The sequence below is a fragment of the Kitasatospora sp. NPDC001159 genome (assembly GCF_053598235.1).
This window is the reverse complement of sequence record NZ_JBSFJV010000064.1, coordinates 22,265-48,586: the sequence shown is the minus strand read 5'-3', so window position 1 is coordinate 48,586 and position 26,322 is coordinate 22,265. Positions and strand designations below refer to the sequence as shown.

At 71.6% G+C, this 26,322-nt stretch carries 11 protein-coding genes; 10 read left to right on the top strand and 1 reads right to left on the bottom strand.

Annotated features, from left to right (window positions below):
• Positions 1-2,483: type VII secretion protein EccCa (gene eccCa, locus ACWC9T_RS27870; protein WP_449823808.1), on the bottom strand; the 2,483-nt coding region annotated here is incomplete at its 3' end.
• A 143-nt stretch (positions 2,484-2,626) separates the two neighbouring features.
• Here eccCa and eccD point away from each other — a divergent pair.
• From eccD to ACWC9T_RS27820, 10 genes are all read left to right on the top strand, one after another.
• Entirely contained in the window at positions 2,627-3,994 is a 1,368-nt protein-coding gene (gene eccD / locus ACWC9T_RS27865; protein ID WP_449823807.1) for a type VII secretion integral membrane protein EccD, read from the top strand.
• A gap of 58 nt (positions 3,995-4,052) precedes the next feature.
• Entirely contained in the window at positions 4,053-5,498 is a 1,446-nt protein-coding gene (gene eccB / locus ACWC9T_RS27860; protein ID WP_449823806.1) for a type VII secretion protein EccB, read from the top strand.
• Between the two features lie 103 nt (positions 5,499-5,601).
• Entirely contained in the window at positions 5,602-5,934 is a 333-nt protein-coding gene (locus tag ACWC9T_RS27855) for a WXG100 family type VII secretion target (RefSeq protein ID WP_449823805.1), read from the top strand.
• An 81-nt stretch (positions 5,935-6,015) separates the two neighbouring features.
• Positions 6,016-6,315, top strand: a complete 300-nt coding sequence (locus ACWC9T_RS27850; protein WP_449823804.1) for a hypothetical protein — start codon at positions 6,016-6,018, stop codon at positions 6,313-6,315.
• A gap of 16 nt (positions 6,316-6,331) precedes the next feature.
• Positions 6,332-6,841, top strand: a complete 510-nt coding sequence (locus ACWC9T_RS27845; RefSeq protein ID WP_449823803.1) for a hypothetical protein — start codon at positions 6,332-6,334, stop codon at positions 6,839-6,841.
• A gap of 123 nt (positions 6,842-6,964) precedes the next feature.
• Complete coding sequence (locus ACWC9T_RS27840) at positions 6,965-9,130, top strand: hypothetical protein (RefSeq protein ID WP_449823802.1); 2,166 nt, start codon at positions 6,965-6,967, stop codon at positions 9,128-9,130.
• Between the two features lie 51 nt (positions 9,131-9,181).
• Positions 9,182-9,664: a YbaB/EbfC family nucleoid-associated protein gene (locus ACWC9T_RS27835; RefSeq protein ID WP_449823801.1), complete on the top strand. Its 483-nt coding sequence runs from the start codon at positions 9,182-9,184 to the stop codon at positions 9,662-9,664.
• Positions 9,657-9,977 carry a hypothetical protein gene (locus ACWC9T_RS27830; protein WP_449823800.1) on the top strand — a complete coding sequence of 107 codons (321 nt, stop codon included), beginning with the start codon at positions 9,657-9,659 and terminating at the stop codon, positions 9,975-9,977. The genes ACWC9T_RS27835 and ACWC9T_RS27830 overlap by 8 nt, the downstream gene beginning before the upstream one ends.
• Positions 9,978-9,988: 11 nt before the next feature.
• Complete coding sequence (locus ACWC9T_RS27825) at positions 9,989-25,888, top strand: toxin glutamine deamidase domain-containing protein (protein WP_449823799.1); 15,900 nt, start codon at positions 9,989-9,991, stop codon at positions 25,886-25,888.
• Positions 25,885-26,322 carry a hypothetical protein gene (locus tag ACWC9T_RS27820; protein WP_449823798.1) on the top strand — a complete coding sequence of 146 codons (438 nt, stop codon included), beginning with the start codon at positions 25,885-25,887 and terminating at the stop codon, positions 26,320-26,322. Before ACWC9T_RS27825 ends, ACWC9T_RS27820 begins: the two co-directional genes overlap by 4 nt.

Here is a 26,322-nt window from a genome sequence, read left to right as displayed (position 1 = left end):
TCGCGCATCTGCTGGAACGGCCGGTCGACGACGCCGATCGGCACCGACAGCCCGCCGCGCTGCGGCCACCCCTCGGTGGTCAGGCCGTGCTCGGGGTGCGGGGCCAGCGGGGGCAGCAGCTCGTCCAGGGTGGGCGGCACGTCCAGTGGCGGCAGCCAGACCCGGTAGGCCGGCGGGCCGGCGTCGGTGAGGCGCTCGGCGGCGAGCTCCAGCAGGGAGTGGGTGGTCTCGTCCTCGGCCGGCTCGGGCTCGGCCGCCACCGGCTGCTGCCGGGGCGCGACGTACTCGGTGCCGTACGCCACGATCTGGCCGGCCACCGCGGCCTGCCGGGCCGGGCTCGGCCGCTGCTGGCGGTACGGGCCGGAGACGTACGCGGCCTTGAAGCGGGTCAGAGTGGAGATGTCGCTGCGCAGGATGCCGTTGCCGGGCTGGGAGGGCAGGTGGTACGCGTCGGGCACGCCGAGGACGCCGCGGCTCTCCATCGCCGAGAAGGTGCGCAGACCGATCCGGTACGACAGGTGGGACTCCAGGGCGTGCATCCGGCCCTCGTCCAGGCGCTGGGAGGCGAGCAACAGGTGGACGCCCAGCGAGCGGCCGAGTCGGCCGATCATGATGAACAGTTCCATGAAGTCGCGGTGGGCGGCGAGCAGTTCGGAGAACTCGTCGACCACCACGAACAGCGTCGGCAGCGGGTCCAGCTGGACGCCGGACGCGCGGGCGGCCTCGTAGTCCAGCAGCGAGGTGTAGTTGCCCGCCGAGCGCAGCAGCTCCTGGCGGCGCATCATCTCGCCGTGCAGGGCGTCGCGCATCCGGTCCACCAGCGCCGCCTCGTCGGCCAGGTTGGTGATCACGGCCGAGGTGTGGGGGAGGCGGTCCAGGCCGAGGAAGGTCGCGCCGCCCTTGAAGTCGACGAGCACGAAGTTGAGCGTCTCGGAGGAGTGGGTCAGGGCGAGGGCCAGCACCAGGGTCCGCAGCAGCTCCGACTTACCGGAGCCGGTCGCGCCGATCAGCAGGCCGTGCGGGCCCATGCCGCCCTGGGCGGACTCTTTGATGTCCAGGTCCACCGGGGTGCCGTCCGAGCCCAGGCCGAGCGGGACGCGCAGCCGCTGCTCGGCGGGCCGCTCGGACCAGGCCCGGCGGACGTCGTGCCGGTGCAGGTCCTTGACGCCCAGCAGTGAGGTCAGGTCGAAGTCGGTGGCGAGCGGTTCGGTGCCGTCCGCGGCGTTGCCGAGCCGGTAGGGAGCCATCAGCGCGGCGTAGCGCCGGGCTGCGGCCGGGCGGAGGGCATCGGGGCGGCCGAGCGCGGTGACGCTGTCCTTGCGGTTGCGGTCCGAGCCGACCAGCTCCAGCCCGCCGGCCGTGGTGATCCGCAGCCGCAGCCGGTGCTTGGCGTGCTTCCACTCCAGGGCGCCGTCCACGTCCAGCACCGTCGCGTTGCGGTAGCCGGCCAGTGCCGCCCGGCCGCCGGAGGGCAGCGGCACCCCGTCGACCACGATCAGGGTGTACGGCTCCTCACGGCCGGGCTGGACGTCCGGCTCCCACGGTCCGCGGCCGGCGAACTCGGTGCCGAGCAACTGCTCCAGCTCCACCATGGAGGCGGCGACCAGCCGGACCGGGCCGGCGCCGTCGGTCTCGTCCGGGTGCAGGGCGTGCGGCAGCCACTTCAGCCAGTCCCAGTCGGCCCGCCGTTCCGGGGCGGTGACCAGAGCGATCCGCAGTTCGTCCGGGGCGTGGAAGAACGCCAGCTGCGCCACCACCGCCCGGGCCAGGGAGCGCTGTGCCTCGCCGGTGTCCGGGGCGTCGGCGGCGGCGCCGTCCTCCTCGCCCCGCAGCAGGACGTGGGCGTAGCCGCGGACGTGCACCGCGATCGGCTGCTCCTTGAGAGTGCCGTAGGCGTGGATGAACCGCCGCAGCGCGTGGGCGCACAGCGGCTCCAGGTCCTCGACCGGCTTGGTGGCCAGCGGCGCCAGCCGTACCGCCAGGCGCTGGGCGCCCACCGCGATCCGCACGTCGCCGAAGTCGGGGTGGCCCGCCCGGCGTTCCCACAGCCGCGAGGTGCGGACCATGGTGGCCAGCGCGGCGGGCTCGGGGTGGCGCCAGGCCAGGGCCTGTTGCTGCTTGACGGTGTGGCGGCGGACCTGGCGGCGGATCTGGGACAGGTAGCGCAGGTAGTCCCGGCGTTCGCCGCGCAGCTGCCGCTTGCGGTCGCTCTCGCCCCGGATCAGCTGGGTGACCAGCATGCCGACGGCGGACAGACCCATCATGCCGATCGCGACGTAGGTCAGCGGCCCGTTTGCGGTGTTGGGGTTGAGGAAGATGAACACCACCGACAGCGAGCTCAGCGCCATCGGCGCCATGGTGAGCATCGTGGCCAGCCCGCTCTGCGGCTCGGGCAGACCGGGCGGCTCCTGCAGCTGGATGTCCCCGTCCGGCATCTCCGGCCCGGAGCGCCGGGGCGGACGGTCGACGACGACCTGGCTCAACGGGGCTCTCCTCACACACGCGTGGACCTGTCGACCCATCGCACGGACCGCGCCCCCGCCACGGTTCACCGACCCGGTGAACCGCTGCCGCAGGGACGCACGTAATGCCGGTCGAAAGCCCGCAGACCGGAGAGTGGGAGAGCATGAGTGGTGCAGCCGTGGCCGGCCTGTGCAGACTGAGGTTCCGCGCGCCCGAGACGGCCTTCGAGCTGGCCGTGCCGTCCGACGTGGTCCTGGCGGACCTCATGCCGGCCGTGCTCGGACACGCCGGCGCCGAGGCCGAGGAGGCCGGCGCCGAGCACTCCGGCTGGGTGCTGCAGCGGCTCGGCGGCGAACCCCTCGACGAGGAGCGCACCCTGGACGCGCTCGGGCTGTACGACGGCGAGGAGCTCTTCCTGCGCCCGCGCACCGCCGAGCTGCCGCCGGTCCACTTCGACGACCTGGTCGACGGCGTGCGCAGCGGCATGCTGGAGCGCCGCGACTCCTGGCGCCCCGAACTCACCCACCACCTCGGGGTGGCCGCCGCACTGATCGCCCTGGCCGGCGGCGTGGCACTGCTGCTCCTGCCAGGCCCCGACCGGATCCGCTGCGTCGCCGCCGCGACCGCCGCCGTACTGCTGCTGTTCGGCGCGGGCGGCGCCGCCCGGACGGTCGGCGACACCGGGGCGGGCACCGCCCTGGGCGCCGCCGGGATCGGGTACGCCGTCACCGCGGCCACCCTGGTGCCCGGTCTGGACGGCGCGGACCGGCTGCTCGCCGGGGGCTCCGCCGGGGCCGGCGCCGCCGTGCTGGCACTCGCCGTCGTCGGCGCCTCGGCGCCGTTCTTCCTCTCCGTCCTGCTGGTCGCGGTGGTCGGCCTCGGCGCCGGCGCGATGGCCGTCCGGGACGTGCCGCCGGAGCACTCCGCCGCCGTACTGGCCTGCGCCGCCGTGCTGTTCGGCGCGTTCGTCCCCGGGCTCGCCTTCAAGCTCGCCGGGCTCCGGTTGCCCGCGCTGCCCCGCAACGCGGAGGAACTGCAGGAGGACATCGAGCCGTTCCCGGCCGAGGACGTCCTCGCCCGCAGCAACGTCGCCGACGGCTACCTCACCGGCTTCCTCATCAGCATCGGTCTCGCCTGCGCCGTCTGCCTGACCCTGCTGGCCGGCGCCGATGGCTGGGGCCCGGCCGCGACCGCCGCCGACCTGTCGGTGCTGCTCCTGCTGCACGCCCGCGAGATCGGCAGCCTCCGGCAGCGCCTCGGGGTCGTGCTGCCCGGTCTGTACGGGCTGGTGCTGCTGGCCGGGCGGCTGGGCCTGCAGGGCAGCCCGCAGGGCCGACTGGCCCTGCTGGCCGGCCTGCTGGTCGTCGCCGCGGTGCTGCTGGTCGTCGCCTGGACCGTCCCCGGCCGCCGCCTGCTGCCCTACTGGGGCCGCGCCGCCGACCTGCTGCACTCCCTCGCGGCCTTCGCGCTGCTGCCGCTCGCCCTCCAGGCGCTCGGCTTCTACCACATGCTCCGGGCCGTCGCCGGCTGACCGGCCCTGTCCGACACGCCCAGGCCCCGACCGAACCACCGACCCCGGGAGACGTCCCATGCAGTCCAGACGCGACCAGGTGCAGGCTCACCTGTTCGTGATGAGCCGGGTCTCCTCCGGAATGCTGCGCGGAGAGCCGGACGCACCCGACACGCCCGTCGCCCGGACCACCCGCGGCGCCGTGGTCGGGCTCGCCATCGGGCTGCTGATCGGCGTCGGCGTGGGGATCTACGGGCTCGTCAGTCCCGGTGGCGCGACCGGCTGGCAGAAGCCCGGCACCCTCGTGGTGGTCAAGGAGAGCGGCGCCCGCTACCTGTACGCCGGCGGTCAGCTGCGCCCGGTGCTCAACCAAGCCAGCGCCCGGCTGCTCGCGGGCGAGCAGTTCCGGTTCGCGCAGGTCAGCGCCGCCTCGCTGGACAGCACCCCGCGCGGGCCGGTCGTCGGGATCGTCGGCGCCCCCGACGGACTCCCGGCCGACAAGGACCTCGGCCCGGCGGACTGGTCGGCCTGCGCCGTCCCGGCGGCCCAAGGCGGCCGGGACACTTCGCAGTTGACGCTGTCGATCGGCCTGCGCCACGGCGACCGGCCGCTCGGCGACGACCACGCGGTGCTGGCGGCCGGCCCCGACGGCGCCCCCCAACTGCTGTGGCGCGGCCACCGGTTGCGGATCGACGCGGCCGACGGGGGGTTGCGGGCGCTCGGCTACGCCACCGCCACCCCGTACCCCGTGACGGCCGGCTTCCTGGACGCCGTCCCGGTCGGGCCGGACGTCAAGGCCCCCGAACTGCCCGGCCGGGGCACCCCCGGCCCAGCGCTCGCGGGCCTGGCCACCAAGGTCGGCCAGCTGTTCGCCGGCCCCGGCGGGGAGCACTACCTGCTCGCCGAGGACGGCCTGGTGCCGCTCGGGGACACGCTGTTCCAGCTCGTCCAGGGGGACCCGCGGACGCAGCGGGAGGCGTACGGTGGCGCGGCGGTCACCCCGGGCCCGGTCGGCCCGGCCGACCTCGCGGCCCACCAGGCGCCCGCAGCCACCGTCTCCGCCTGGGCCGGAGCCGAACTGCCGGTCCGGGCACCGCAGTTGGCGACCGTCGGCGAGGGCCAGGCGCCGTGTGCCGAACTGCACGCGGCGGCCGGCCCGGCCGCGGTCACCCTCACCCTGGCGGACGCCGTCCTCGGCCAGCCCCCGGCCGCCCAGCCGGGCGTCGCCCCGGCCTGCGGCGGCGCCGACCGGATCGCGGTGCGCCCGGGCGGAGGCGCGCTGGCCCTGGCCGTCACCGCCTCCGGTGCCGGATCGACCCTCTACCTGGTCACCGACGTCGGGGTGAAGTACCCGTTGCCCTCGCCCGCCGCCGCCAAACAGCTCGGCTACGCCAAGGCCGCCCCGGCGGCCGTCCCGACCCGGCTGCTCGGCCTGCTGCCCACCGGGCCCAGCCTGGACCCGGCCGCGCTGGCGGGCGGCGGCGTGGTCGGTGCGGCCGCCCCCGCCAACCCCTGCGGGGGCTGAACCCGAAGGCCGTGCGCGCCCGTTCACCATGCCGGGCCGCACACGCTCGCCCCACCCCGAGACGCCGGCAACCGACCGGCGCCCCACCCGAGAAGGGAATCGCATGGCCGGCAACAGCATGCTCAATGACCCGGCAGTCGTCCAGCAGGTGGTGGCCACCGTGGAGTCGCAGGACCAGCACATGCAGCAGACGCAGCGTCAGATCAGCGCCATCGTCGAGGAGATCACCGCGCACTTCCAGGCCGCCGCCAGCACCGTCTTCGTGGAGAAGATGCAGGACTGGCAGTCCAAGTACGACCAGGTGCGCCAGCAGTACACCAAGTTCCACGAGCTGCTCACCAGCGGTTCGGGCCTCATCCAGGGCGCCGGCCAGGACTCGGTGCAGATCGTCTCCGGCCTCGGGGTCGGCGACGACATCGTCAAGGGCCTGAGCTGACACCGGCCGGCGGGCGAGACCGCCGGCACCCCCACCGGCCGGGCCACGGCCGGACCCACCCCCGATCGAAAGAGACCAGCGATGTCCGACGGCAGGATCGAACTCCACCACCAGCAGATCGACGAGGCCGCCGCGATGCTGCGCCAGCAGAGCCAGCAGATGCACGAGATGATGGAGCAGACCCGCACCTTCCTCACCAACGGCCTCGGCCACGAGCTGCACGGTGACTACGCCACCGCGGGCAACGCGTTCGCCGAGGTGCTGGCGAGCGCGGACGCCGCCATGACCGAGGACGTCCTCAAGGCGGCCGCGGCCCTGGACGAGGTCCACGGCCTCATCCGGGACTCCGACCGCACCGCCGGCTCCAACTTCCACCGCTAGGACCGGGTGAGTCAGGGTGAGCGACGACACCACGGCCGACGACGAGTGGAAGAAGAAGGAGGAGGAGAAGCGGAAGCAGAAGGAGAAGGACTACCGGGCGAAGCAGGAGCAGAAGGAGAAGGACGACGCCAACAGCTTCAAGGTCACCGACTCCTACCTGACCGACTTCGCCACCACCAAGCTGACCAAGATGCTGGAGGACCTTCGCACGCACCCGACCCGGGTCGCGCTCCAGCAGTTCGTCCTCGGGATCGGCGGCGGTAACGCGCCCGGCGACTACTCGCACCTCTACTCCGGCGGCGGCGCGGTGCTGCCGAGCGTCAAGAAGATCCAGGACACCTTCTCCAAGTACTGCCTGTCCCTGGAGAACCAGTTCAAGACGCTGGAGGAGCAGGTCCAGAAGATGATCGACGACCTGCAGAACGCCCAGCGGACCCTGAACAACGGATCGGACGAGGCCCTGACGGCCGCCCAGATGATGTACCTGGTCACGGACGTCCTCGGCGGCGGCGGGCTCAAGGCCTAGCCGCCCTGCTCCTCCCGCACCGACCACCCCTCGGCGGCACACGCCGTCACCCCTGCCCGCGGGGCGGGCCGCCCCCTCCCCGGCCCGCCCCGCGACCCGACGTCTCCTGGAGCTATGACACCGATGGCCACCAACAACTGGGAAGACGCGCTGACGGTGTTCGCGAGCACCGACCAGACCTCCCTCCCGCAGCGGAACAGCGTCACCGGTGACGACAAGGTCCAGTGGATCGCCAACCACAAGTGCGAGACCCTGCCGTACTTCAAGCAGACCGGCGGCAACGAGGGCTACGACTGCTGGTGGTCGTTCAACGCCGTCGACGCCGGCCGCCCGTACAGCTACGTGATCGGCTGCAACCTCAACTGGCCGCAGTTCCAGGGCGAGACGACCGATCTCGGCAAGTGGATCCGGGCGGGCTACAACGTGCTCATGCCGCTCGCGCACATGCCGAGCCAGAACGACACGGTGAGCGTCTGGAGCTTCGACGCCGCCGCCGACATGCTGAACGGCGCCGAGCAACTGCTGCGGACCTGGGCTCCGACGATCCGACAGTGGGCAGGTGACATCGCGGCGCCGGGCACCGACTGGCAGGGCACGGCCGCAGGCACGTTCAAGACGCTGCTGACGATGTTCGGCGGCGAGGTGGAGGACCTCGCCAAGACGCTGCACGACCGCCACGCCCCCGCGGACCTCAAGGCGAGCCGGGAGGCCCTCAACAAGTCCGTCGTGACCATGTGGAACGCCCAGGAGGCCTACCGCAACAGCCGCAACGCCTGGCCGGTCAACCCGCTCTTCGACGCGCTGATGGAGGGCATGTCGACCGCGAAGGTGACCGTCACCGCGGGGAAGGTGTCGGCCTACCGCGGCGGGACGACGCACGGAGCCCCGCAGTTCCAGGTCACGACGGCCTGGGGCGACCCGGCCGGCGACGACTTCTGGAAGCAGGCCGAGAAGCGGGCCAAGGAGGTCTGGCTCAAGAACGTCGCCGACATCCTCGACAAGGGCGCCAAGGACGCGCTGACGGCTCTCGACACGTCGTACGTCTCCACGATCAAGTCGCTCAACGACCCGGTGCGGCCGGTGTCGGTGAAGACGCCGTACTCGCCGCCGAAGGATGACCCCCTGGGGGGCAACGACCCGCTCTCCGACCTCAGCAAGAACCTCAGCGACATGAACAACAACATGAACAACTCGCTGAACGACCTGAGCAAGGGGATGAACGACAACTTCAAGGGGATGGGCGACAACTTCAACAACCTCGCTGGCGGCCTCGACAAGAACCTCAAGGACCTCGGCGGCGGTCCGTCCGGCTTGGACACCGGGCCCACCAGCCTCGGCCCCGGCGGCCACGGCCTGCCCGGGCTCGACGGAGGCGGGAGCGGCCTGCCCGGCCTGGACGGCGGCGGCTCGGGCGTCCCGCTGCTCGACCAGAACGGCAAGCAGCTCTACGACGCCAACGGCAACCCGATCACCGTGCCGCCGGGCAGCCACATCGACCCGACCACCCACCAGGTGATCGGCCCCGACGGACGGCCCGTCCTCGGCCCCGACGGCAAGCCGATCACCGCACCCGACGGGGCGAGCGTCGGCACCGGCCCGGGCGATCACATGAAGGTCCCGCCGGGCTCGACCATCGACGCCCAGGGACGGGTGTTCGGCCCCGACGGCAAGCCCGTCCTGGACGGCAACGGCAACCAGGTCGTCGTCGCCCCCGGCTCCCGGATCGACTCCGACGGCACCCTGCTCGGCCCGGACGGCAGGCCGGTCTCCGAGGTCTCCCAACTGCTGGCCGACCAGCGGCACGCCTTCGACTCCGGCTTCGGCGCGGGCGGTGGCGACGGGCTGCTCCCCGGTAGCGACTTCAGCCCCGGCACCTATCACCCCCTGGGCCTGTCGCTCGGCGACTCGGGCGGCGGCGTGGACGGCGTCGGCGGAGACTTCCGCGGCACCGGCCTGCTGGCCGGGGGTCGCAGCGGCATGAGCGCGAAGGCGCTGGCCGGCGGCGGCGACCCGAACACCCTCCAGGCCCGGACGGTGGCGGAGGCGGCCGCCGAGGCCGAGAAGGCGGCTGCCGCCAAGGCGGCGGCTGAGGCCGAACGGGCGGCCCTGACCGGCAAGGGCATGTCCACCACCGGCGGCATGCCGCCGATGATGCCGCCCGGCGCGGGCGCCGGTGCCGGAGCGCCCAACCAGAAGGACAAGGACCGCCAGCGCACGACGTGGCTGGCGGAGGACGAAGAGGTGTGGGGCACCGAGAGCACCGCCGTCAGCGGCGTCATCGGCCGCTGACCGCACACCGCCGACTGGCCGTCTACACATGCGAACGTGAAAGGACTCACCATGCCCGCCACCGCCGACCCCTTCGGCCCCGACGGCCTGTTCGGCTCGATGAGCGCGGAGCTCGAAGAGGCCATGGAGGCCCTCCGGGTCCAGACGGCGAAGGCCGAGGCCGTCCAGGCCGACCTCGCCAAGTCCTCCGCGACGGTCACCTCCAAGGACCGCATGGTGACCGCCAAGGTCGGCCCGCAGGGCCAGGTCCTCGCGCTGACCTTCCACAACACCGGTTACCAGGAGATGGCCCCCGCCCAGCTCGGCGGCCTGCTCACGGACCTGCTCAACGAGGCCCGCGCGAAGATGGGCGACCAGGTGATCCAGGCGATCAAGGGCTTCGACGGCGTCGGCGACATGCTGCGGATGTCGATGACCGGCGGCAGCGATCTGGACCAGCTGCTGGAACCGCTGCGGGCGATGCGGCCCGGGTACGGCGCGGACGCGGAGGCGGAGCTCCGCCGGGCCGGGCGGCAGGAGGAGTTCCGTGAGTAGCTCCAGTGACAACGTCTTCGCCAAGACCCAGGACCTGAAGCGGCGGTTCGCGGAGTTCGGTGAGCTGAAGACCCTGATCGACAAGATCGCGGACGAGGTCAAGCACATCAACGACGCCAACAAGAAGGTCGGCGGCGAGGACGAGATCGGCAAGCAGTACCACGAGCAGGTGGACAAGGCCACTAAGGACCTTGACGAGCTGATCCACAAGATCAGCGAGATCGTCGCGAAGGCCGGCGACAGCGGCATCAACCTGGTCGCGGAACTCGACTACGCGGAGGACACCGCGAACGACATCATCAAGAGCCTGTAGGAGAACCACCCTTGTCGTACTCGTCGATCGATCCCGGCCCGAGGCTCGCCAGTTTCTTCGGCGTGGTCGCGGGCTCGCCCTGGCCGCAGGCGAACGAGGGCGGCCTGCGGGAGATCCGTGACGCGTATGAGCAGTTGGCGAAGGACCTGCCCGATCTGCGCCGGCTGATCGCGACGGTGGCGATCAAGGCCCGGCAGGAGTTCGAGGGGGAGGCCGCCCAGCAGTTCAGCGTGGCGATGAACCAGTTCATCGGCGTCGGCGGCGGCGACGACTACGTCTCGACGGCGGCCGACACCGCCAAGGCGCTCGCGGACTGCGCGGGCGACGTCGCCAACTCGGTCGAGTACACCAAGTGGATGGCGATCGCCCAGCTGGTCGACCTGCTGTTCGAGATCGCACTGGCGACGTTCTGGGCGCCCTTCACCTTCGGCGCGGACTTCGCCGGGCTGTCGATCAAGTACTTCTTCACACGCGAAGCGCTGTGGCTGCTGCTCAAGTACCTGATCAAGACGATCCTGATGCACACCTTCACGGGCCTCGTGAAGGGCATCCTGATGGACTCGATCATCCAGGGCATCCAGATGTCCCACGGCGACCGGCACACCTACGACATGGAGGCGTTCAAGCAGAGCGTCCTGAACGGCGTCATCGGCGGTCTCATCTCCGGCCCGGTCAGCGTGTTCGGGATGGGCCTCGGCAAGCTGATCGGCAGCCTGGTCGGCAAGAGCGGGGGATCGGTCCTGGCCAAGGAGCTCGAATCCGTCCTCAAGAACGGCGACAAGGAGGCGCTCAAGCACCTCCTGGACACGGCGACCAAGCACGCGGGCAGCACGGCGCTCGCCGATCTGGAGAAGGCCGGCGCCAAGTCGATCGGCAAGGGCATCGGCGAGGGGCTGGGCGAGGGTGCGGGCAAGGGCGTCGGTAAGGGGATCGGTAAGGGCGTCGGCGAGAGCGCGGGCGAGGGGCTCGGCAAGGGCGTCGGCAAGAACGTCGGCAAGGGCGTCGGCGAGGGTGCGTCCGGGACGGCCGGCAAGGTGCTGAGCGACGCGGAGGCGAAGGCCTTCGCGAAGTCGATCGGCAAGGAGATGAAGCACCTCGAACCCTTCCTCAAGGAGGGGTTCGGCAAGGGGGGCGCCGGCTCGATCGCCGAGAAGTTCAGCGAGAACTTCGCGGGCAGTTTCGAGAAGCACCTCGGCGGCGTGCTGGGCAAGGACGCAGCCAATAACCTGGGCAAGGAGTACGCCGAGGCGTTCGTCGCCGGGTGGACCAAGCACGGCGCCGCGAACGATTCGCTGAGCGTCGTGCTGCGGAGCATCCTGGACCACGGCGGGTCGGACCTCGGGGAGCACGGGATCTCCGCGCTGGCCGATCACTTGCCCAACCTGGCCGCCCACATGGGCGAGGGGAACAGGCTCTACAGGCTGGGCGCCATGCTCGGAGAGCAGTTGGTGGAGGGGGCGCAGGGCAACCTCTCCGAGGGCCTCTACAACCTGATCTTCGACGACAAGCACCAGTTCACGACCAGCGCGAACACCTTCGGGGCGGGCGTGGCGATGGGCCTGCTCGGCAAGGGCGTACACCACGTCCTGCACCTGACCGGGGTCGGGCACAAGTGGGCGGCCTACATCGAGCACATCCAGGTCAAGGCGCTGGAGGAGGGCAAGGGCGCCTACTTCCCTGCCTACCACCCGCTGACCCTCCTCTCGCTGGCGAGCAATCTCGCCGGGCACGCCGCGCCCTTCCCGGTGCCCCGGCTCGGGCCGAGCAAGGAGGTCGTGAACGCGGGTCATGTCCTCGCCTACTCCCGGGGGTTGGGCGGGGCACCGGACGTCGAGTACGCGGCACTGTTCGCCAAGGCCTTCGGGCAGGCGGACCTGGAGACGCTGTTCGCCGACCCGGCGCCGAAGCTCGTGCCGACCACGTCGGGCGGCGGCTCCACCACGTCCAAGAGCAAGCAGGACCTGCCCGGCACCGGCGGCGGGAAGGTCGACCGTCCGGCCCCCGTCCGGACCGAGGGCGGTACGGCCAAGGACTTCTCCGAGCGGCCCAAGCCCGCTCGTACGGACAGCAGTTGGAGCGGCACGACCCTCGTCGACGACCCGGCGCGCCCGGGCAGGACGGTCGGCGGTGCCGAGGAGACGAAGCACGCCACCGCCACCAGTACGCCCGAGGCGACACCCGAGCGTCCGAGGCCGCCCCGCACGACCGGCGGCGGCCCGGAGCACAGCACCACCGACGTGCCGCAGCCGCCGTCGCGCCGTCGCGGTCGGGACGAGTACGAGGGCGACGGCGGGGACAACGGCAGGGGCGACCACGGGGGCGCCGATCTGCCGCCGCTGCCGGAGCCGCCGGCCAAGCGCCCCAGGCCGGAGGAGACCCCGGTCCCGCGCCCGCTGGACTCGTTCCTGCACGAGTTCTCCGACGGTGGCCACACCGCTCCCGGTCCGGCGGCGCGGCACGCCCTGGAGCAGGCGGTGGCCGGACCGGACGGCCCGAAGAAGTTCGCCCACCCGCAGGAGTTCGTCGAGCTGATCAACCCCCACGGCGGCGGCAGCCTGCTCAAGGACGTCAACTGCGTGGCGGCTGCGATGGCCTTCCACTCCACCTTCCGCGGCGACCCGCAGGTCGCGCCCGGACTGTCGGAGCCCCACCCCGGTGCGGCTGGCGACGCCCAGCACTGGACCGGGCACTCCGCGGAGTACGTGGGCCTCGGCGACGCCGGGCTCGACGAGGTGGCCCTGCGGGTCGCCGCGGGCGGGCCCGGTTCGGCGGCGATCGTCCTCGCGTGGACCGAGGACGGCCGGGGCCACGCCTGGAACCTGGTCAACGTCCCCGGCGACGGCCTGGTCTGGGTCGACGCCCAGCAGGGCTTGCACTCCCCGGGCGACCGGCCGCTGCCGAAGGGCGTCACCCGCGTCTGGGCGATCGCGCACGACGCCGACAACTGGCCGCTGCGCGGCGACGGACCGTTCAACGCGGCGGCCGACCACCCCGCCGAGCGGTCGGCCCGTCCGACTCCGGCGGACGCCTTCACCGGCACGGACGGTCCTGCGCACCCGGTCGCCGAGTCTTCGCATGCCGAGCCGCCGCCCGCCCAATCCGCCCGCCCGGAGCCGGCGTTCGCGCCGCCCGGCGAGCGCGTCCCGGTCGCCGGCGACGGCCTCTGCCTGCTCAACTCGGTCGCCGTCAGCAGCCCCGGGATCCGGATGACGCCCGACGCGATGAAGCGGGCAGTCTCCGACCACCTGACGAAGCAGGGCCCCGCGAACCTGCCGGCCGAGGTCATCCACAACTACCGCAAAGCCGCCACCCGCAGCCTCTCCGACACCCTCCTCGGCCGCAGCCGCGACCAACTCCTCAACGACCTACTGGACTTGGGCGTCGCCGGCGTCGACACCCACGAGGTCGTGCCCACCTCCCTCCTGCGTGACCGCTACGTCACGGCGCTCACCCGGGAACTGGCCGGGCCCGGCGGTGACACCGCCGCCGCGAGGGCGCAGGCCGAGCGCAGCGTCCAGTGGAAGTTCAAGGGCCCGGAGGACCAGGCGAAGGCCGAGTCCTACCTGCGCGGGCTGGGCAAGGAGCCCGCCGCCGACCCGCATGCCCTGCGCGAGCAGTACATCGACGAGCGCGTGGCGCACGGCGAGCAGCGCGCGGCGGTCCAGGACGAGATCGGCTGGAACCTCGCAGAGGGCGCCGTCAGCCCGCAGAAGCAGTTCGAGTACCTGGCCGACAAGCCCGAGGCGATCGGGCTGCACGACCTCTCCGCCGCCGGCCTCGCCGACCTCCAGGTCTGGCACCGCACCCGCTCCGACCTCCCGCTCTCGCCGCAGGAGTTCGCCGGCCTGCACCACGCGGTGGAGAACTGGGAGAGCTCGTGGTGGAAGGGGTTCGGCGACACCTTCCCGCCGCTGGCGGCCGACGCCCTCGGCCTGCGGCTGTGCATTCTCGGCCCGGACGGGCACGGCGGCTCGACCGAGTACGCGCGCTTCGGGCCGACCGACGGCCATCAGGTGACCGTCTACTACAACGGCACCAACCACTACGACGGCAGCCGTCCGCCCGCACCCACACCGGCGGTGAGCGGTCCCGCGTCGAAGCGCCCGGCCGAGCACGACGGCCCGGTGCTCCCGCCCGTCCCGCACAGCGTGCCCACCGTCAGCGGCGCCGACCGGCCGGGGTCGACGGGGGAGTCGTCGAAGCCGGCGCCCGAGGCCAAGCCCGCGCCGAAGCCGGACGCGGACGGGCCGTCCAAACTCACCGTGCCGTCGGCCTCCGCGACCGGGCCGAAGCACGAGCACGAGCCCGAAGGCAAGTCCGAGGCGGAGCACCACCCGAAGACCGAGGCACAGCCCAAGCCCGACCGCGCAGCGAAGGAAACCCCCGCCGGGAAGGAGACCCAGGCCCCCACGCCCCCCGAGGCCGGCCCGCACCGGCCGGAGGTCCCCAGTATCATCATCACCGAGGCGGAGCACGACCCCCTCCGCCACCCCGAGCCGCCCGCCTCCCCGCCGGCCTCGGTGCTCTCCATGTCCGTCTTCTCGACGGAGTCCGGCGGCAGCCACGACCACCCCTACGACGACCCCGCGTTCACGCCGAAGAAGCCGCTCGGCCCGGATGAGCTGCGCCTGCCCCCGGCCCGGGTCGCCAACCACCGCCGGCTCTCCGCCTCGGACCTCGTCGTCGGCCTGCACCACGGCGACACCGCCGTCCACGAGCAGATCGTCAAGCTCTTCGAGTCCACCTTCAAGAACGACCTGCCCGCCGCTCGCACGGTCGCGAAGGACTTCTTCGCCCCGGCCGCGCTGCGCCCCCAGCTGACCGCCCTCTCTCGCGGCGACGTGTGGGAGGTCCGGTTCGAAGCCAACGGCTGGTCCGGCAAGATCTCCGTCCGTGTCGACGTCGACGAGCTGGTCCACCAGGACACCGCCCCGAACGTCGAGTTCGAGAACGGCTCGGACCGCTACGCCTCCGTCGGCCTCCAGGAGGACGCCCTCAACCGGCTCAACGCCGCCCTCCAGGCCAAGGCCAAGGTTGGCAAGACGGACTTCACGGAGACCCTCGGCTACCAGCACGACTCGCTGACCGGCAGCACCTCCGTCGAGGTCGGCCGCTCCATCTCACGCGGCAAGACCGTCGAGCCTGGCGCGCTGTTCTCCGGGAAGCTGCACCTCGCCCTCGACTTCTCCGAACTGACCCACAACGGCGAACCGGTGGCGACCACGCCCGGAGAGCGGGTGCAGCGGCTCGACATCGGCGCCACCATCGGCATCCCCGTCCGCGACACCCTCGACGTGCACGGCAATCCCGTCCCGCCGGCCAAGGACAAGCTGTTCGCCCCGCCGCAGCGCATCGTTGACGGCCACCGGCTCGGCGGCTCCGACATCGTGCTCGACGTCTCCACCCACCGCCACGGCCGCCCGGACGCCGACCACCCGATGCAGGAGATCCTTGACGGCGTCGAGCACACCGCCGAGGAGGCGCTCGGCGACCTGTGGCCCGCGCTGCGCGAGAAGATGACCGCGGAGCTCGACACGACCCGGCTCCAGCAGGACCTCAAGAGCATGATGTCCGGCGAGCCCACCCGGATCGAGGTGACCGACAAGACCGGCTTCGTGACCGGATCCGTGGAGATCACCGCCTCCGTCAAGGCCATGTGGCAGCACGGGAACACCCCGCAGACCGAGTTCAACGTCGGCACCGGCGTCCAGCGCGTCCGCACCGAGCAGGAGAGCCGCAGCAACGGCCTCCAGCTGCCGCTGCCCGGCGTGGTCTCCGGGGCCGGGGTCGGGACGTCGATCGGCTCCGGTGGCGGTGGCCTCCAGCTCATCAAGGACAAGGTGCGGATCTCCGGCAGCAGCCAGGAGGTCCTGCTCACCACCAAGACCAAGGGCCCCGGCGTCGTCTACGACGGCCGCGTCGAGCTCACCCTGAAGTTCGAGAAGGACTCCCCGCTCGGGAAGTCCGGCGACACCGCGAGGACCACCGTCGACTTCCGGACCCTGGTCGAGCAGGCCGAGGCCCACGGCGTCAAGGACACCGGCGCCGGCGACCCGACCCTCTTCGTCGCCACCGAGGAGCCGCAGCCCCACCGGCCGAAGACGTTCTCCGCCGGCACCGCCGTGCCCAGCCCGCCCGACAGCGTCTGGCGGCGCCCCGACGGCACCGGCGGCGGTTTCGGCGACACCACCACCGTCCGCGACCTGCCCACCGTGGCCCCGCTCCACCACGAGGTCGAGCGGCTCGGCCAGGAGGTCCTCGGTGCCGCCTGGAAGGACGTGAAGCACGACGTACACCAGCTGTTCAGCCACCCGATGGTCGCCTCCCACCTGACCTCGATGACCCGCGGCACGCGGATGGAACTGCCCGAGCAGACCGCCGCCGCCCTGTTCAAGTACGGCGTCAAGGTGTCCGCCACCGCCCACGTCACCGAACTGGACTACAAGCGGCCCAACGCCAAGGCCGAGCTCAACCCGGTCGACGAGACCAGCGCCTTCAAGTCCGGCCGCAAGCTGCTCTCCGACACCAAGTCCGTCCAGGGCTCGGGCGGCGGCACCGCCGCGCTGACCGGCAAGAACACGATGGACGCCTCGGGGGGCTACTCCCGCCAGGTCCGCGACCGCGACGGCTGGCGCGACGGCAGCGCGCAGAAGGCCTACGCGAACGGCAAGTACGCGCGCCCGCAGGAGATCTACGACGCCGGGCTCGGCGTCGAGGTCAAGCTGACCGTCGACGGCAAGGACCACACGGTCACCGTCCCGATCCGGGCCGAGGTCAGCCTCGACGCCAAGGAGACCGGCCGTTACACCGTCGGCGAGGACGGGCACGCGCACTTCACCGGCCCCGGTGCCGGCACCCCCGTCACCCACCAGCCGCCCGCCGAGCAGCACGACCCGCCGCGCCGGATCACCGAGCGCGGCGCGCTGAGCGCCTCCGACGTCGTGCACAGCCTGGGCGACGGCGGTGGCGCCGTCCTGGGCGGCATCGAACACGCGCTGGGGCGGGAGTTCGGCTCCGTGCCGGACGACGTCATGACGAAGGTCAGGAACCGGTTCGACGAGTTCGCCCTCAAGCCGCAACTGTCCAAGCTCACCCGTGGCGGCAAGCTCACCGAGCACGTCTCGATCCACGGCTGGGACACCACCATCACCGTCACGGTCGGCCTCGGCCGGGACTTCCGGCACACCGACACCGTCGACAAGTTCGAGTTCGAGAAGGGCACCCGGACCCAGGTCACGACCGGTAGCAGCAAGGACCGGCGCATCCGCGACGCCCTCTCCGGGATCTTCCGCTTCAAGCTGCCCTACGCCGACCTCGGCCTCAACCTCGCCCGCCGCAACGACTTCGCGCACGGCTCGGCCGTCGACACCACCGGCGCCACCGTCAGCAAGGGCAAGACCGTCGAACCGGCCGGACTCTTCACCGGCACCGCCGAGTTCACCATCCACATCGAGTCGAGGAAGCTCGGCCAGGAGGTCACCGCACCCGACCACACCGTCCCGGTCCACACCACCGTCGCCGTGCCGCTGCGCGACGCGCCGCCGCACGGCGCCACCGAGGCCGCGCCGCTGAAGAAGCCGCTCGACCCGCCCGCCCGCATCGAGCGGACCCACCGGCTCGGCTCGTCGGACGTCGTCACCGACGTCTACCCGCTGCGCCCGCGCGGCGGCGGGCCGGGTGGTTCGGAGCACGGATCGGTCGGCGACTCCGCTGTGGCCGGCATCGGCAGGCGCGGGGCCAAGGCGCTCGGGTCGGACTGGCCCGGGATGAAGGCGAAGATCCTCGACGAACTCGACGTCACCAGGCTCCAGCCGCAGCTGAAGTCGATGATGGCCGGCCACGAGATCGTGGTGAAGCACGGCCGCAGCACGGTCCGGATCACCGCCGCCGTCTCCCGGCTGGAACACACCGGCGAGACCGCGCAGACCGAGTTCAACACCGGCACCCAGGTGCAGAAGACGGTGGCCAGTTCCGACGGCGTCACCAGCTACGGATCCGGGCACGGCAACACCGTCACCGTCTCCCTCCAGGGCACCAGCAACCCGCTGCCCGTCGGCCCGGCCGTCACGGCGGGCGGCTCGGTCACCCACTCCTGGGGGCGCGACCAGCTCGACGTGCAAGCGCAGCGCAGCACCGCCGGCGTCGCCACCAAGGCCAAGCTCCCCGGCAGCGAGTACACCGGCGAGGCGACCCTGTACTTCCGCATGGAACGCCGCCCGCTGCTACCCCTCGGCGACCCGAACCGGCTGGTGCCGCCAGGCGGCGACCACCTGCCCGGAACGGCCTTCGAGCACGTCAAGTCGGCTGCCGGGCAGGCCTGGCGGGACCTGCGCAAGCTCGGCACGACCGTCCACACCATCGACACCGCGAAGATCGGGTTCGAGACGTCGATCGAGGCTGGGGAGGGGCGCGCCTCGAAGGGCCCGAAGCCCACCCCGTTCGAGGAGCCCGAGCACCGCACGGCACCGGCACCGCAGCCCGCGCCGGTCGAACCGCCGGTCGAGAAGGTCGTCAAGGCGCCGCCCGCCCGGGTATGGGACGAGGGCCTGCGCGACATCGACGTCATGCGCTGGCTCGGCGACGCCGGCGGTGTGCAGGACATCCTGCGGCTGCGCGGCCGGGAATTCTTCGGCACCCGCACCTGGGACCGGATGGAGAGCCTCGCCCGCAACACTACCGACCATGCCCAGCTCTCCAGCCACTTCGGCTCGGCCACGCGCGGCGAGGAACTCGGCACGCCCTCTCCCGGGCGCCGGCCGCTGGTGTCGGACGGCGGCGTGAAGGTCAACCTGAAGGTCCTGCAGCTGGAGTACGACCGCACCGACGGCAAGGTCGAGCTCAGCCCGTCCAACGCGACCTCGACCAGCTCGACCAAGACCAAGCTCGACTGGTCGCTCTGGGGCGGTCAGGTGCAGGGCGGCGTCAAGACGGACCTCGGCGGGGCCGAGGGGACGTTCCAGGCCGTCGTCGGTGGCTCGCACCGGGACCGGGAGGGGTTGTCGCTCGGGAACTCGGGCCAGGTCGTCTCGCACGCGAAGTTCAACACACCGATGGCGCGGTACGACGGCTTCGCGGAGGTGGAGGTCGTCTTCTTCAAGGGCGACAAGGAGGTGGTCGAGAAGGGCGTCATCCCGATCACGGTTGACATCCCCGAGCGGGAGACCACCGACGCCAAGGTGATGAGCGACCACTACCTGGCGTTCAGCGCGGAGAACCCGGACGGCTGGGCCCTGCCGAAGCACCCGCCGGCGAAGCCGGAGGGGGAGGCGGCGCCCGGGGCGGGGCCGGCAGCGACGGCGGAGCCGAAGCAGGAGTCGAAGCCTGGGGCCGAGCCGAAGCCCCAGTCGGCGCCCAAGCCCGAACCGACGTCGGAGGCTACCCCGAAGCCCGAGTCCGAGCTGCGTCCCAAGGTCCCCTCCGTGGAGGAGGACGTCTTCCGGTCCCTCGTGAACGACCCCCCGCCGATCGGGCTCGACCCGGGGCACTCCCCGTTGCCGGAGGGCGCCCCGAAGGCGGGGACGGTGAAGACCGGCCGGCCCACCCTCGTCGAAGGCGGCCCGGTGCACGAGCCGCTTTCCGCGACGATCGAGACCACGGTGGAACCGGAGCACCACGAGCCGAAGCTCGACGAGTCGAAGCACCACGAGCCCGCACACGTCCCGCCGGTCGAAGGCCCGGCCCCCGAGCTCCCCGAGCCGCACCCCGCCCCGGAACGGACGGGCGGCGGCCCGAAACTGTCGGACGTGCTGCCCGAGTCCTCCTGGTGGCGGCTGTTCATCGACGCCAACGTGCACCAGGAAGCGCTCTCCCTCTCGCCGACCGACGCCGCGAACCACCTGGACCGCACCAAGTACCCCGGCTTCCGGCAGAGCATGACCGAGCTGTTCCACGAGGTGCTGGATGGCAAGCCCGGCGGCCGCGACTGGTCGGTGGTCGACGTCCACGCCTACGAGCAGATCCACGACCTCGCCACCCGCCACCTCGTCGAGGGCTCCGGCTCGAACGTCGCGACGGTCTGGTCGGGCAGCAAGGACGGCCTGCTCACCACGATGCGGGGCACCGGCCGGACCACCATGGCAGCCGACCTGCACGAAGACGTGATCAACGGCCGCCCGCTGGTCGTGGACTTCACCCTCAAGTCCGGCTCCCTGCGTGACGTTAAGCCGCCGCTGGTGGCGTTCCAGCGCGGGTCCAACGGCGAGGGCATGATCTCGATCAACTACGCGCACGAAGAGGCGCCCGGCCACGTCCAGGCGGTGCTGGACCGCTACTACCACGAGATCGCGGGCGCGCCCGACGACCGCGCGAAGCTGGTCGCGATCGCCAAGGTGACCCGGGCGCTGCAGATGATGCAGCCCTTCACCGACGCCAACAGCCGGGTGAACGTCAGCGTGCTGATGCAGAAGTTCCTGCTGGAGCAGGGGTTCAGGCCGGCCGTCCTGACCAACTCCTTCGAGCTGTTCCTCGGCGGCTACACGACGCACGAGATCGCCGACCACCTGGTCGAGGGCATGGCGAGGTTCGACAAGTACGCCGGCGGCTCGATCGGGGACCAGTTCAACACCGAAGCCGGGCCGAGCGATCACGCCCTGATCAGCTCCATCGGCGACGCCGTCGGCCTGCCCGCCGGCACCGCGCCCGGGGACGCGGCCGTCCAGCACCACCGGGTGCTCGACCTCGTCCGGCTCGGGCGTTCGCTGTACGGCGACGGGGTGCCCTCCCTCGACCCGTCCGGCGTGCAGCAGCTCCGGACGGTCCGCCAGCTGTCTGACCTCGCGCACGCGAAGTTCCCCAGCGTGCCCACCTCGACGGCGGTCGCGAGCTATGCGCACCACCTGCACGGGACCCCTGGTGAGGGGATGACGACCGAGCACCTGAAGTCCGTCTCCGATGCGGTGGGGGCCACGCTCGCCGAGGGGCACCCGCTCACCGAGGACAACATCCGCGCCCGGATGCGGCCGGTCACCACGGCCTCGCTCAGCGCGGACGACCTGCGGAAGATGCGGGGCTTCGTCGAGGAGGAGTCAGCCTGGGTGCCCGTGTCCAGCGGGGCCGGTGCGAAGGTGCCGTGGGACGCGGTGAAGTACCAGGCTCCGGAGGACGGCAAGACCCCGGCGCGCTTCGACGTCCATGAGCTGTCCGGTGGTGCGCCGCTGACGGCGGACGGTCTGGCGGAGAAGTTGATGCCGAAGCTGTCGTCGTTGGACATGGGTTCGTTCCGGCTGGTGCTGCGGGCGGAGGACGGCGCGCTGGGTGCCGATCCGATCGCGGTGGTCCGGCAGACGGCGGACATGTTCATGGCGCCGGTCGATCTGCTGGTGGCCGACCACGAGGGCGTGGTGCGGCTGGTGAGCTTCGACGACTTCGGGCGCCACGGCGCGCCGGAGGTCCTGGAGTTGGACCACTCGGCGGCCGTCGAGCACCCGGCCGAGCACCCGACGGTGGACACGCCGACGCATCTGCAGCCCGAGCACAAGCCTGATCCGGAGCACCAGCCCGATCCGGAGCACAAGCCGGAGCCGGAGCACAACTCGGAGCTGCAGCCCGAGCACCGCCCCGAGGACCGCGTGCACGAGATGACCGAGGCGCTCGTCAACGCCCACCAGGGATTCGACGTACGGTGGTTGGCGGATCCGGACAGCCCGGCCGCGCAGTTGCACGAGACCGGCAGCGCCGTCTCCCGGTTCCCCAAGGACCCGCGCTTCTTCGCAGTCGCGTTCCACTCGGAGCACGCCGACGGCGCCCCGACCTGGCACGGCGAGCGGGTCGGCCCGGAGGAGCTCGCGGACGTCCTGGTGGAGCTCCGCAAGCGCGGGATCTGGGAGGCGGGCAAGCCGCTCCAGTTCCCCGCCTGCGAGTTCGGCACCGGCAAGGCCTCGTCGTACGCGAGCGAGGTGCTGCGCGCGCTGCGCGGCAGGGTGGACGGCCCGCTGGAGGCGTACGTCCCCGAGGGCAAGCTGTGGTTCGTGCCGAAGCCCACCGGCCCGTTCACCGTGGAGTCGGAGGGCCCGGGCCACCTGGTGGTGGCCAAGGCGGTCGGCTTCGACGCCAACGGCCTGCCCGTCGTGGTGCCGGGCGGCAAGTGGCTCAAGGTCGAGGTGCCGGAGGCCTTCGCTGAGCACCCGCAGCTCGCAGATCACCCGGGCGAGGTGCACGTCACGGAGCTGGGTGCGCACCTCCCGGTGGGCGAGGACCTGCCGCCGCACCATCAGGGCGTTCTGGACGGCTTCGCCGAGGCGTCGGACCCGTCCGTCCTGCACGAGATCCCCGGCGCGACCGCGTTCGGTCCCAAGCCCCTGATCTACAGCACGTCGGAGTACGCCGCTGCGACGGTCTCGTTGGAGAAGAAACTCGGGGAGTACTGCTTCAACCTGCCCGAGGCGAAGACGGCCGCGGCCACCGCGTTGGGCACGCTGCGGGACATGATCAGGAAGGCCTACCCGGAAGCGTCGCCCGCCGAGCACCTCTCGGCCCTGCTCAAGGACGACCCGACCTCCGCGGGGCAGGTCGGGACCGCCCTCACCGAGGTGCAGTTCGACCAGCTCCTCGCGAGCGGCAACCTGCGCGAGGTGATGACGGCCTTCTTCAACGGGGTCTTCTTCAAGGACTCCCCGCTGAACCTCAAGACCCTGCTCAACACGATCGTCGAGCACAAGCAGTGGGACCGCGCGAAGGAGCTCGGCCTGAACGTCGAGGCGCTCAAGCAGCAGCGGGAGTTCCTGGACGGCGCGCTGCGCAAGTCGCTCCACGAGGGCCTCGGCCTGGCCAAGCCGAAGTTCGCCACGATGTTCGAGAAGGACGTCTTCGCCACGGGGAACGTCCTGGCCCAGTCGAAGTCCTGGTTCTCCGACGGCGTCGACTACGTGAGCAGCATCCGCTCCCGGATGCCGCGCCCCGAGAACGAGGTACCCACTCCGTCGGCCCGGGAGCTCGAAGGCCTCGGGCTCCAGCTGAGCCGACGGGAGATGGAGTTCCTCAAGGTCGACCCGATGGCCTGGGAGCTGGTCGGGATCCGGCCCGAGGAGGTCCCGACCGAGTCCTTGCACCGTCTGCCGAGCGGTGAGTACGACCTCGGTCCCATCCGTACGGAGGCAGGGGTGCTCGGCGTGTACGTCGAGTCCGACCCGGAGACCGGCGAGAGCCGGGTGATCAAGCTCGTCGAGTACGAGGGCAACCCGCTCCGGCCGGGGGAGATCGGGCCGGACGAGCCGCTCAGCTGGCGCACCGGGGAGGCGGTCCACCAGCTCGACCACGGCACCTCGTGGTACAAGTCGGTCAACGGCGACCAGGGCATGCGGGTGGTCGCCGGCATCTCGGCGACCGCGGCCAAGATGATGACGGCGTTCAAGCTGCTCAACATCGACGAGTCGCACGCCGACAACATGGTCAAGGCGCTCTTCGGCTGGATGCTGCCGGTCAGCGACCACTCGGTGTACGAGATTCTCAAGGGCGTCGAGGCCACCGGCGCGACCATGCCGCTGAACCCGAAGGCCCTGAAGTCCGCCGAGGGGATGTACCGCAACCTCCCGGGGATCGAGTTCAAGGAGGTGCGCCGTCTCCTCGGTGACCAGGAGGGCATGCTGCCGCACGAGCAGGTCTACGCGGCGAAGGCGAGGGCGACGCTGCCCGGCGGGGGCTTCGGGGAACCCGGTGAGTTCAACGTGAACACGCTGGACGGCCGACGGCGGATCTTCGAGCTGCTGGCCGACCGGCAGGATCCCTCGGGCTACGACACCGATGACGTCGAGCGCGTCAAGAGGTGGCTCGCGACCAACGGGAAGACGCCGCAGGAGGTGCTGGATGCGCTCACTCCGGCCCACTTCTACGCCCTGGCGGCCTACACGGGTCCGGCGTTCCCGCTGATCAACGTGATGATGAGGCCCGGCGGCTCGATCGACCGGGTCCTGCTGATCCAGATCGAGCACGTGCTGAGGGGGACCGAGTTCCCCCAGGTCCTCGCGAGCCACCCGGCGATCAGCGACCTCGTCGGGCGGCGGTCATTCGCCTCGAAGGCGGATGAGGCGGCGCACTACAAGCAGATGATGACGCTCGTCAAGAAGGAGGTCCTGCCGGGCCTCAAGGCGGAGATGCGCGAGCACACCCGGATGCTGAAGGAGGCCCTGGACCTGCTGCCCGGGGCCGACGGCCGCGTCTACCGGGGTACCGCGTCCATCTCGTTCAAGAAGTTCACTGGCTTTTCCCCGGTCTACGGCGGTTCGGAGATCGTGAATAAGGACTTCTCCAGCGCCAGCCGCAGGTACACCATCGCGGAGAAGTTCATGAACGGCCGGAAGACCTTCCCGGGCCTCCAGAAGACGATGGTCACCATGAACCTCAAGGGTGATGGCGCGGGCAAGGACATCTCGGCTTTCTCGGTCCAGATCCAGGAGGACGAGGTCCTGGGCGTCCCGGGCGCCAAGCACACGATCATCCAGCGTCGGCTCGGCAGTAAGGGCGAGCTGCACATCGATGCGCTGGAGGCCTCGTCGTCGAAGGTGTTCGCCTCACCGACCCAGCCCGGCACGCCGAGGTCGGCGGCCCTCCGCGCGACCGACGCCGAGCTGGAGGCGCACCTGGCGCACCTCAGCGGAGAGCGCGGGCTGGACAACCACAAGGACCTGTGGGCCCTAGGCGTGACGATCGGTGTTCCGAACGCGGACAAGCTGGGCTCCGCGGCCAAGGCCTTCCTGTTCATGAGCGAGAAGGAGCAGAAGGAGATCGGCCTGCGGACGTGGCACGTCGCGCGGTTGGCCGCCGACATCCACGGCGGCGCCGGCATGCTCACGGTCTCTGGACTCACGACCATGCGCCGGGTCACGGACGTGGTGCGCGAGGGGCTCGGCCTGAAGACCGGGACGGTCGTGGATAAGGAACACCTGGACGGCTACGTGCGGCAGTTGAGGGGCGCCGACCAGAACGCGAAGGTCGAACCTGCAGAGCGCCTCAGGCTGATCAAACTCGTTGAGTCGCTCAAGGAGCCGGATTCGCACTCCCGCGTCACGTCGGACGCGGTCACCAAGGCCTGGAACGCTCAGGCCCCCGGTACGCTCCGTACCCCGCGCTTCGGGAGCGGCTCGTACTTCTCCGGTACGCCGGGCACACCGGGCACGCCGCACACGCCCGGTAGGCCCGGCACGCCGATGACACCGGGCACACCCAGCGGGCACGAGCTCCGGCTGCCTGACGGGCCCGACTCATCCGCCGACCAGGGGCGGACCGTGCTCAGCCTCAGCGCGCCCCTCACCCGCCAGGCCCGGATCCAGACGCAGGCCGCCATCAGCCTGTTCCCGAAAGACACCCGCTTCCTCGCCGTGGCCATGCACACCACGGACGGCTACCCGACCTACCGGGGCGAGGCCGTGCTGCCCGGGACCGTGGCGGACCTCCTGCTCGCCCAGAAGAATGCGGGCGACTGGGACGGCGCGAAACCGGTCCAGTTCGTGGCCTGCCGCCTCGGGTACGGGGTCTCCACAAGCTACGCCGCGCAGGTGATGAGCGCCCTGTGGGAGAAGGACCCCACCATCACGGCGCCGGGCTACGCCGGCGACGGCATCGTCTGGTTCGTGCCGAAGGTGGACCAGAGCGGCACGGTCGACGAGACGGCCCACGGGTACCTGGTGGTGGCGGACAAGGTGGGCATGACGACCACCGGCCGGCCCGGCATCAGCACCGGAGCCAACTGGTACCGGTTCGAACGGCCCACCGACGGAACGTTCGTCCCGGTCGTCCACAAACTCGGCCCGTACCTTCCGCCCGGCGGCGACTCGGCGCCCCGCCCGGAAAACTACTTCGGGGTGAAGGACGCCAAGGACTTCGCCGAGAACGGCGACATCCGGGGTGCGGTACCGTTCCGCCAGGGCCCCCCGGACGCCGGGCTGGCCGACCAGATCTTCCAGGAGCTGATCAAGTGACGCAGGAGTTCGTCGTCGCGGCGGTCTTCGACATCGTCGACCCGTTGACCGGGCCGGAGTTCGCCGGTGACCACCCGGTGATCGAGGACTCCGCCGAGCGCGACGCGCTGGTTGGGTACTTGGACGCGGCGACCCCGGTGCTGATGACCCCCATGCTGATGGACGACGTCCTCGACCCGGACCGCCGGGGCAGTGTGCCGATGAACTACCGCTGCGACGGGCGGTGGATCTGGACCGACACCGTCACCTACTACCTGGACCGCTACGGGCTCGCCCCGGAGCCGGGCCTGCTCGCGCACGTCCGCGAGCGGATCGCGGAGGGCGGGGCGCCGGCAGCACTCGCGCCCGAGGTGCAGGAGCGGGCGACGGGGCTCCTGCTGGCGCCGCCGGCGGCGGGGCAGGAGACGGTCTGGGAGGTCTCCGAGGGCAGTTGA

Excerpts from the sequence above, each read along its gene's own strand:
- eccD (WP_449823807.1), top strand. The coding sequence starts at position 2,627 with ATGAGTGGTGCAGCCGTGGCCGGCCTGTGCAGACTGAGGTTCCGCGCG.
- ACWC9T_RS27850 (WP_449823804.1), top strand. The coding sequence starts at position 6,016 with ATGTCCGACGGCAGGATCGAACTCCACCACCAGCAGATCGACGAGGCC.
- ACWC9T_RS27840 (WP_449823802.1), top strand. The coding sequence starts at position 6,965 with ATGGCCACCAACAACTGGGAAGACGCGCTGACGGTGTTCGCGAGCACC.
- eccB (WP_449823806.1), top strand. The coding sequence starts at position 4,053 with ATGCAGTCCAGACGCGACCAGGTGCAGGCTCACCTGTTCGTGATGAGC.
- ACWC9T_RS27835 (WP_449823801.1), top strand. The coding sequence starts at position 9,182 with ATGCCCGCCACCGCCGACCCCTTCGGCCCCGACGGCCTGTTCGGCTCG.
- ACWC9T_RS27855 (WP_449823805.1), top strand. The coding sequence starts at position 5,602 with ATGGCCGGCAACAGCATGCTCAATGACCCGGCAGTCGTCCAGCAGGTG.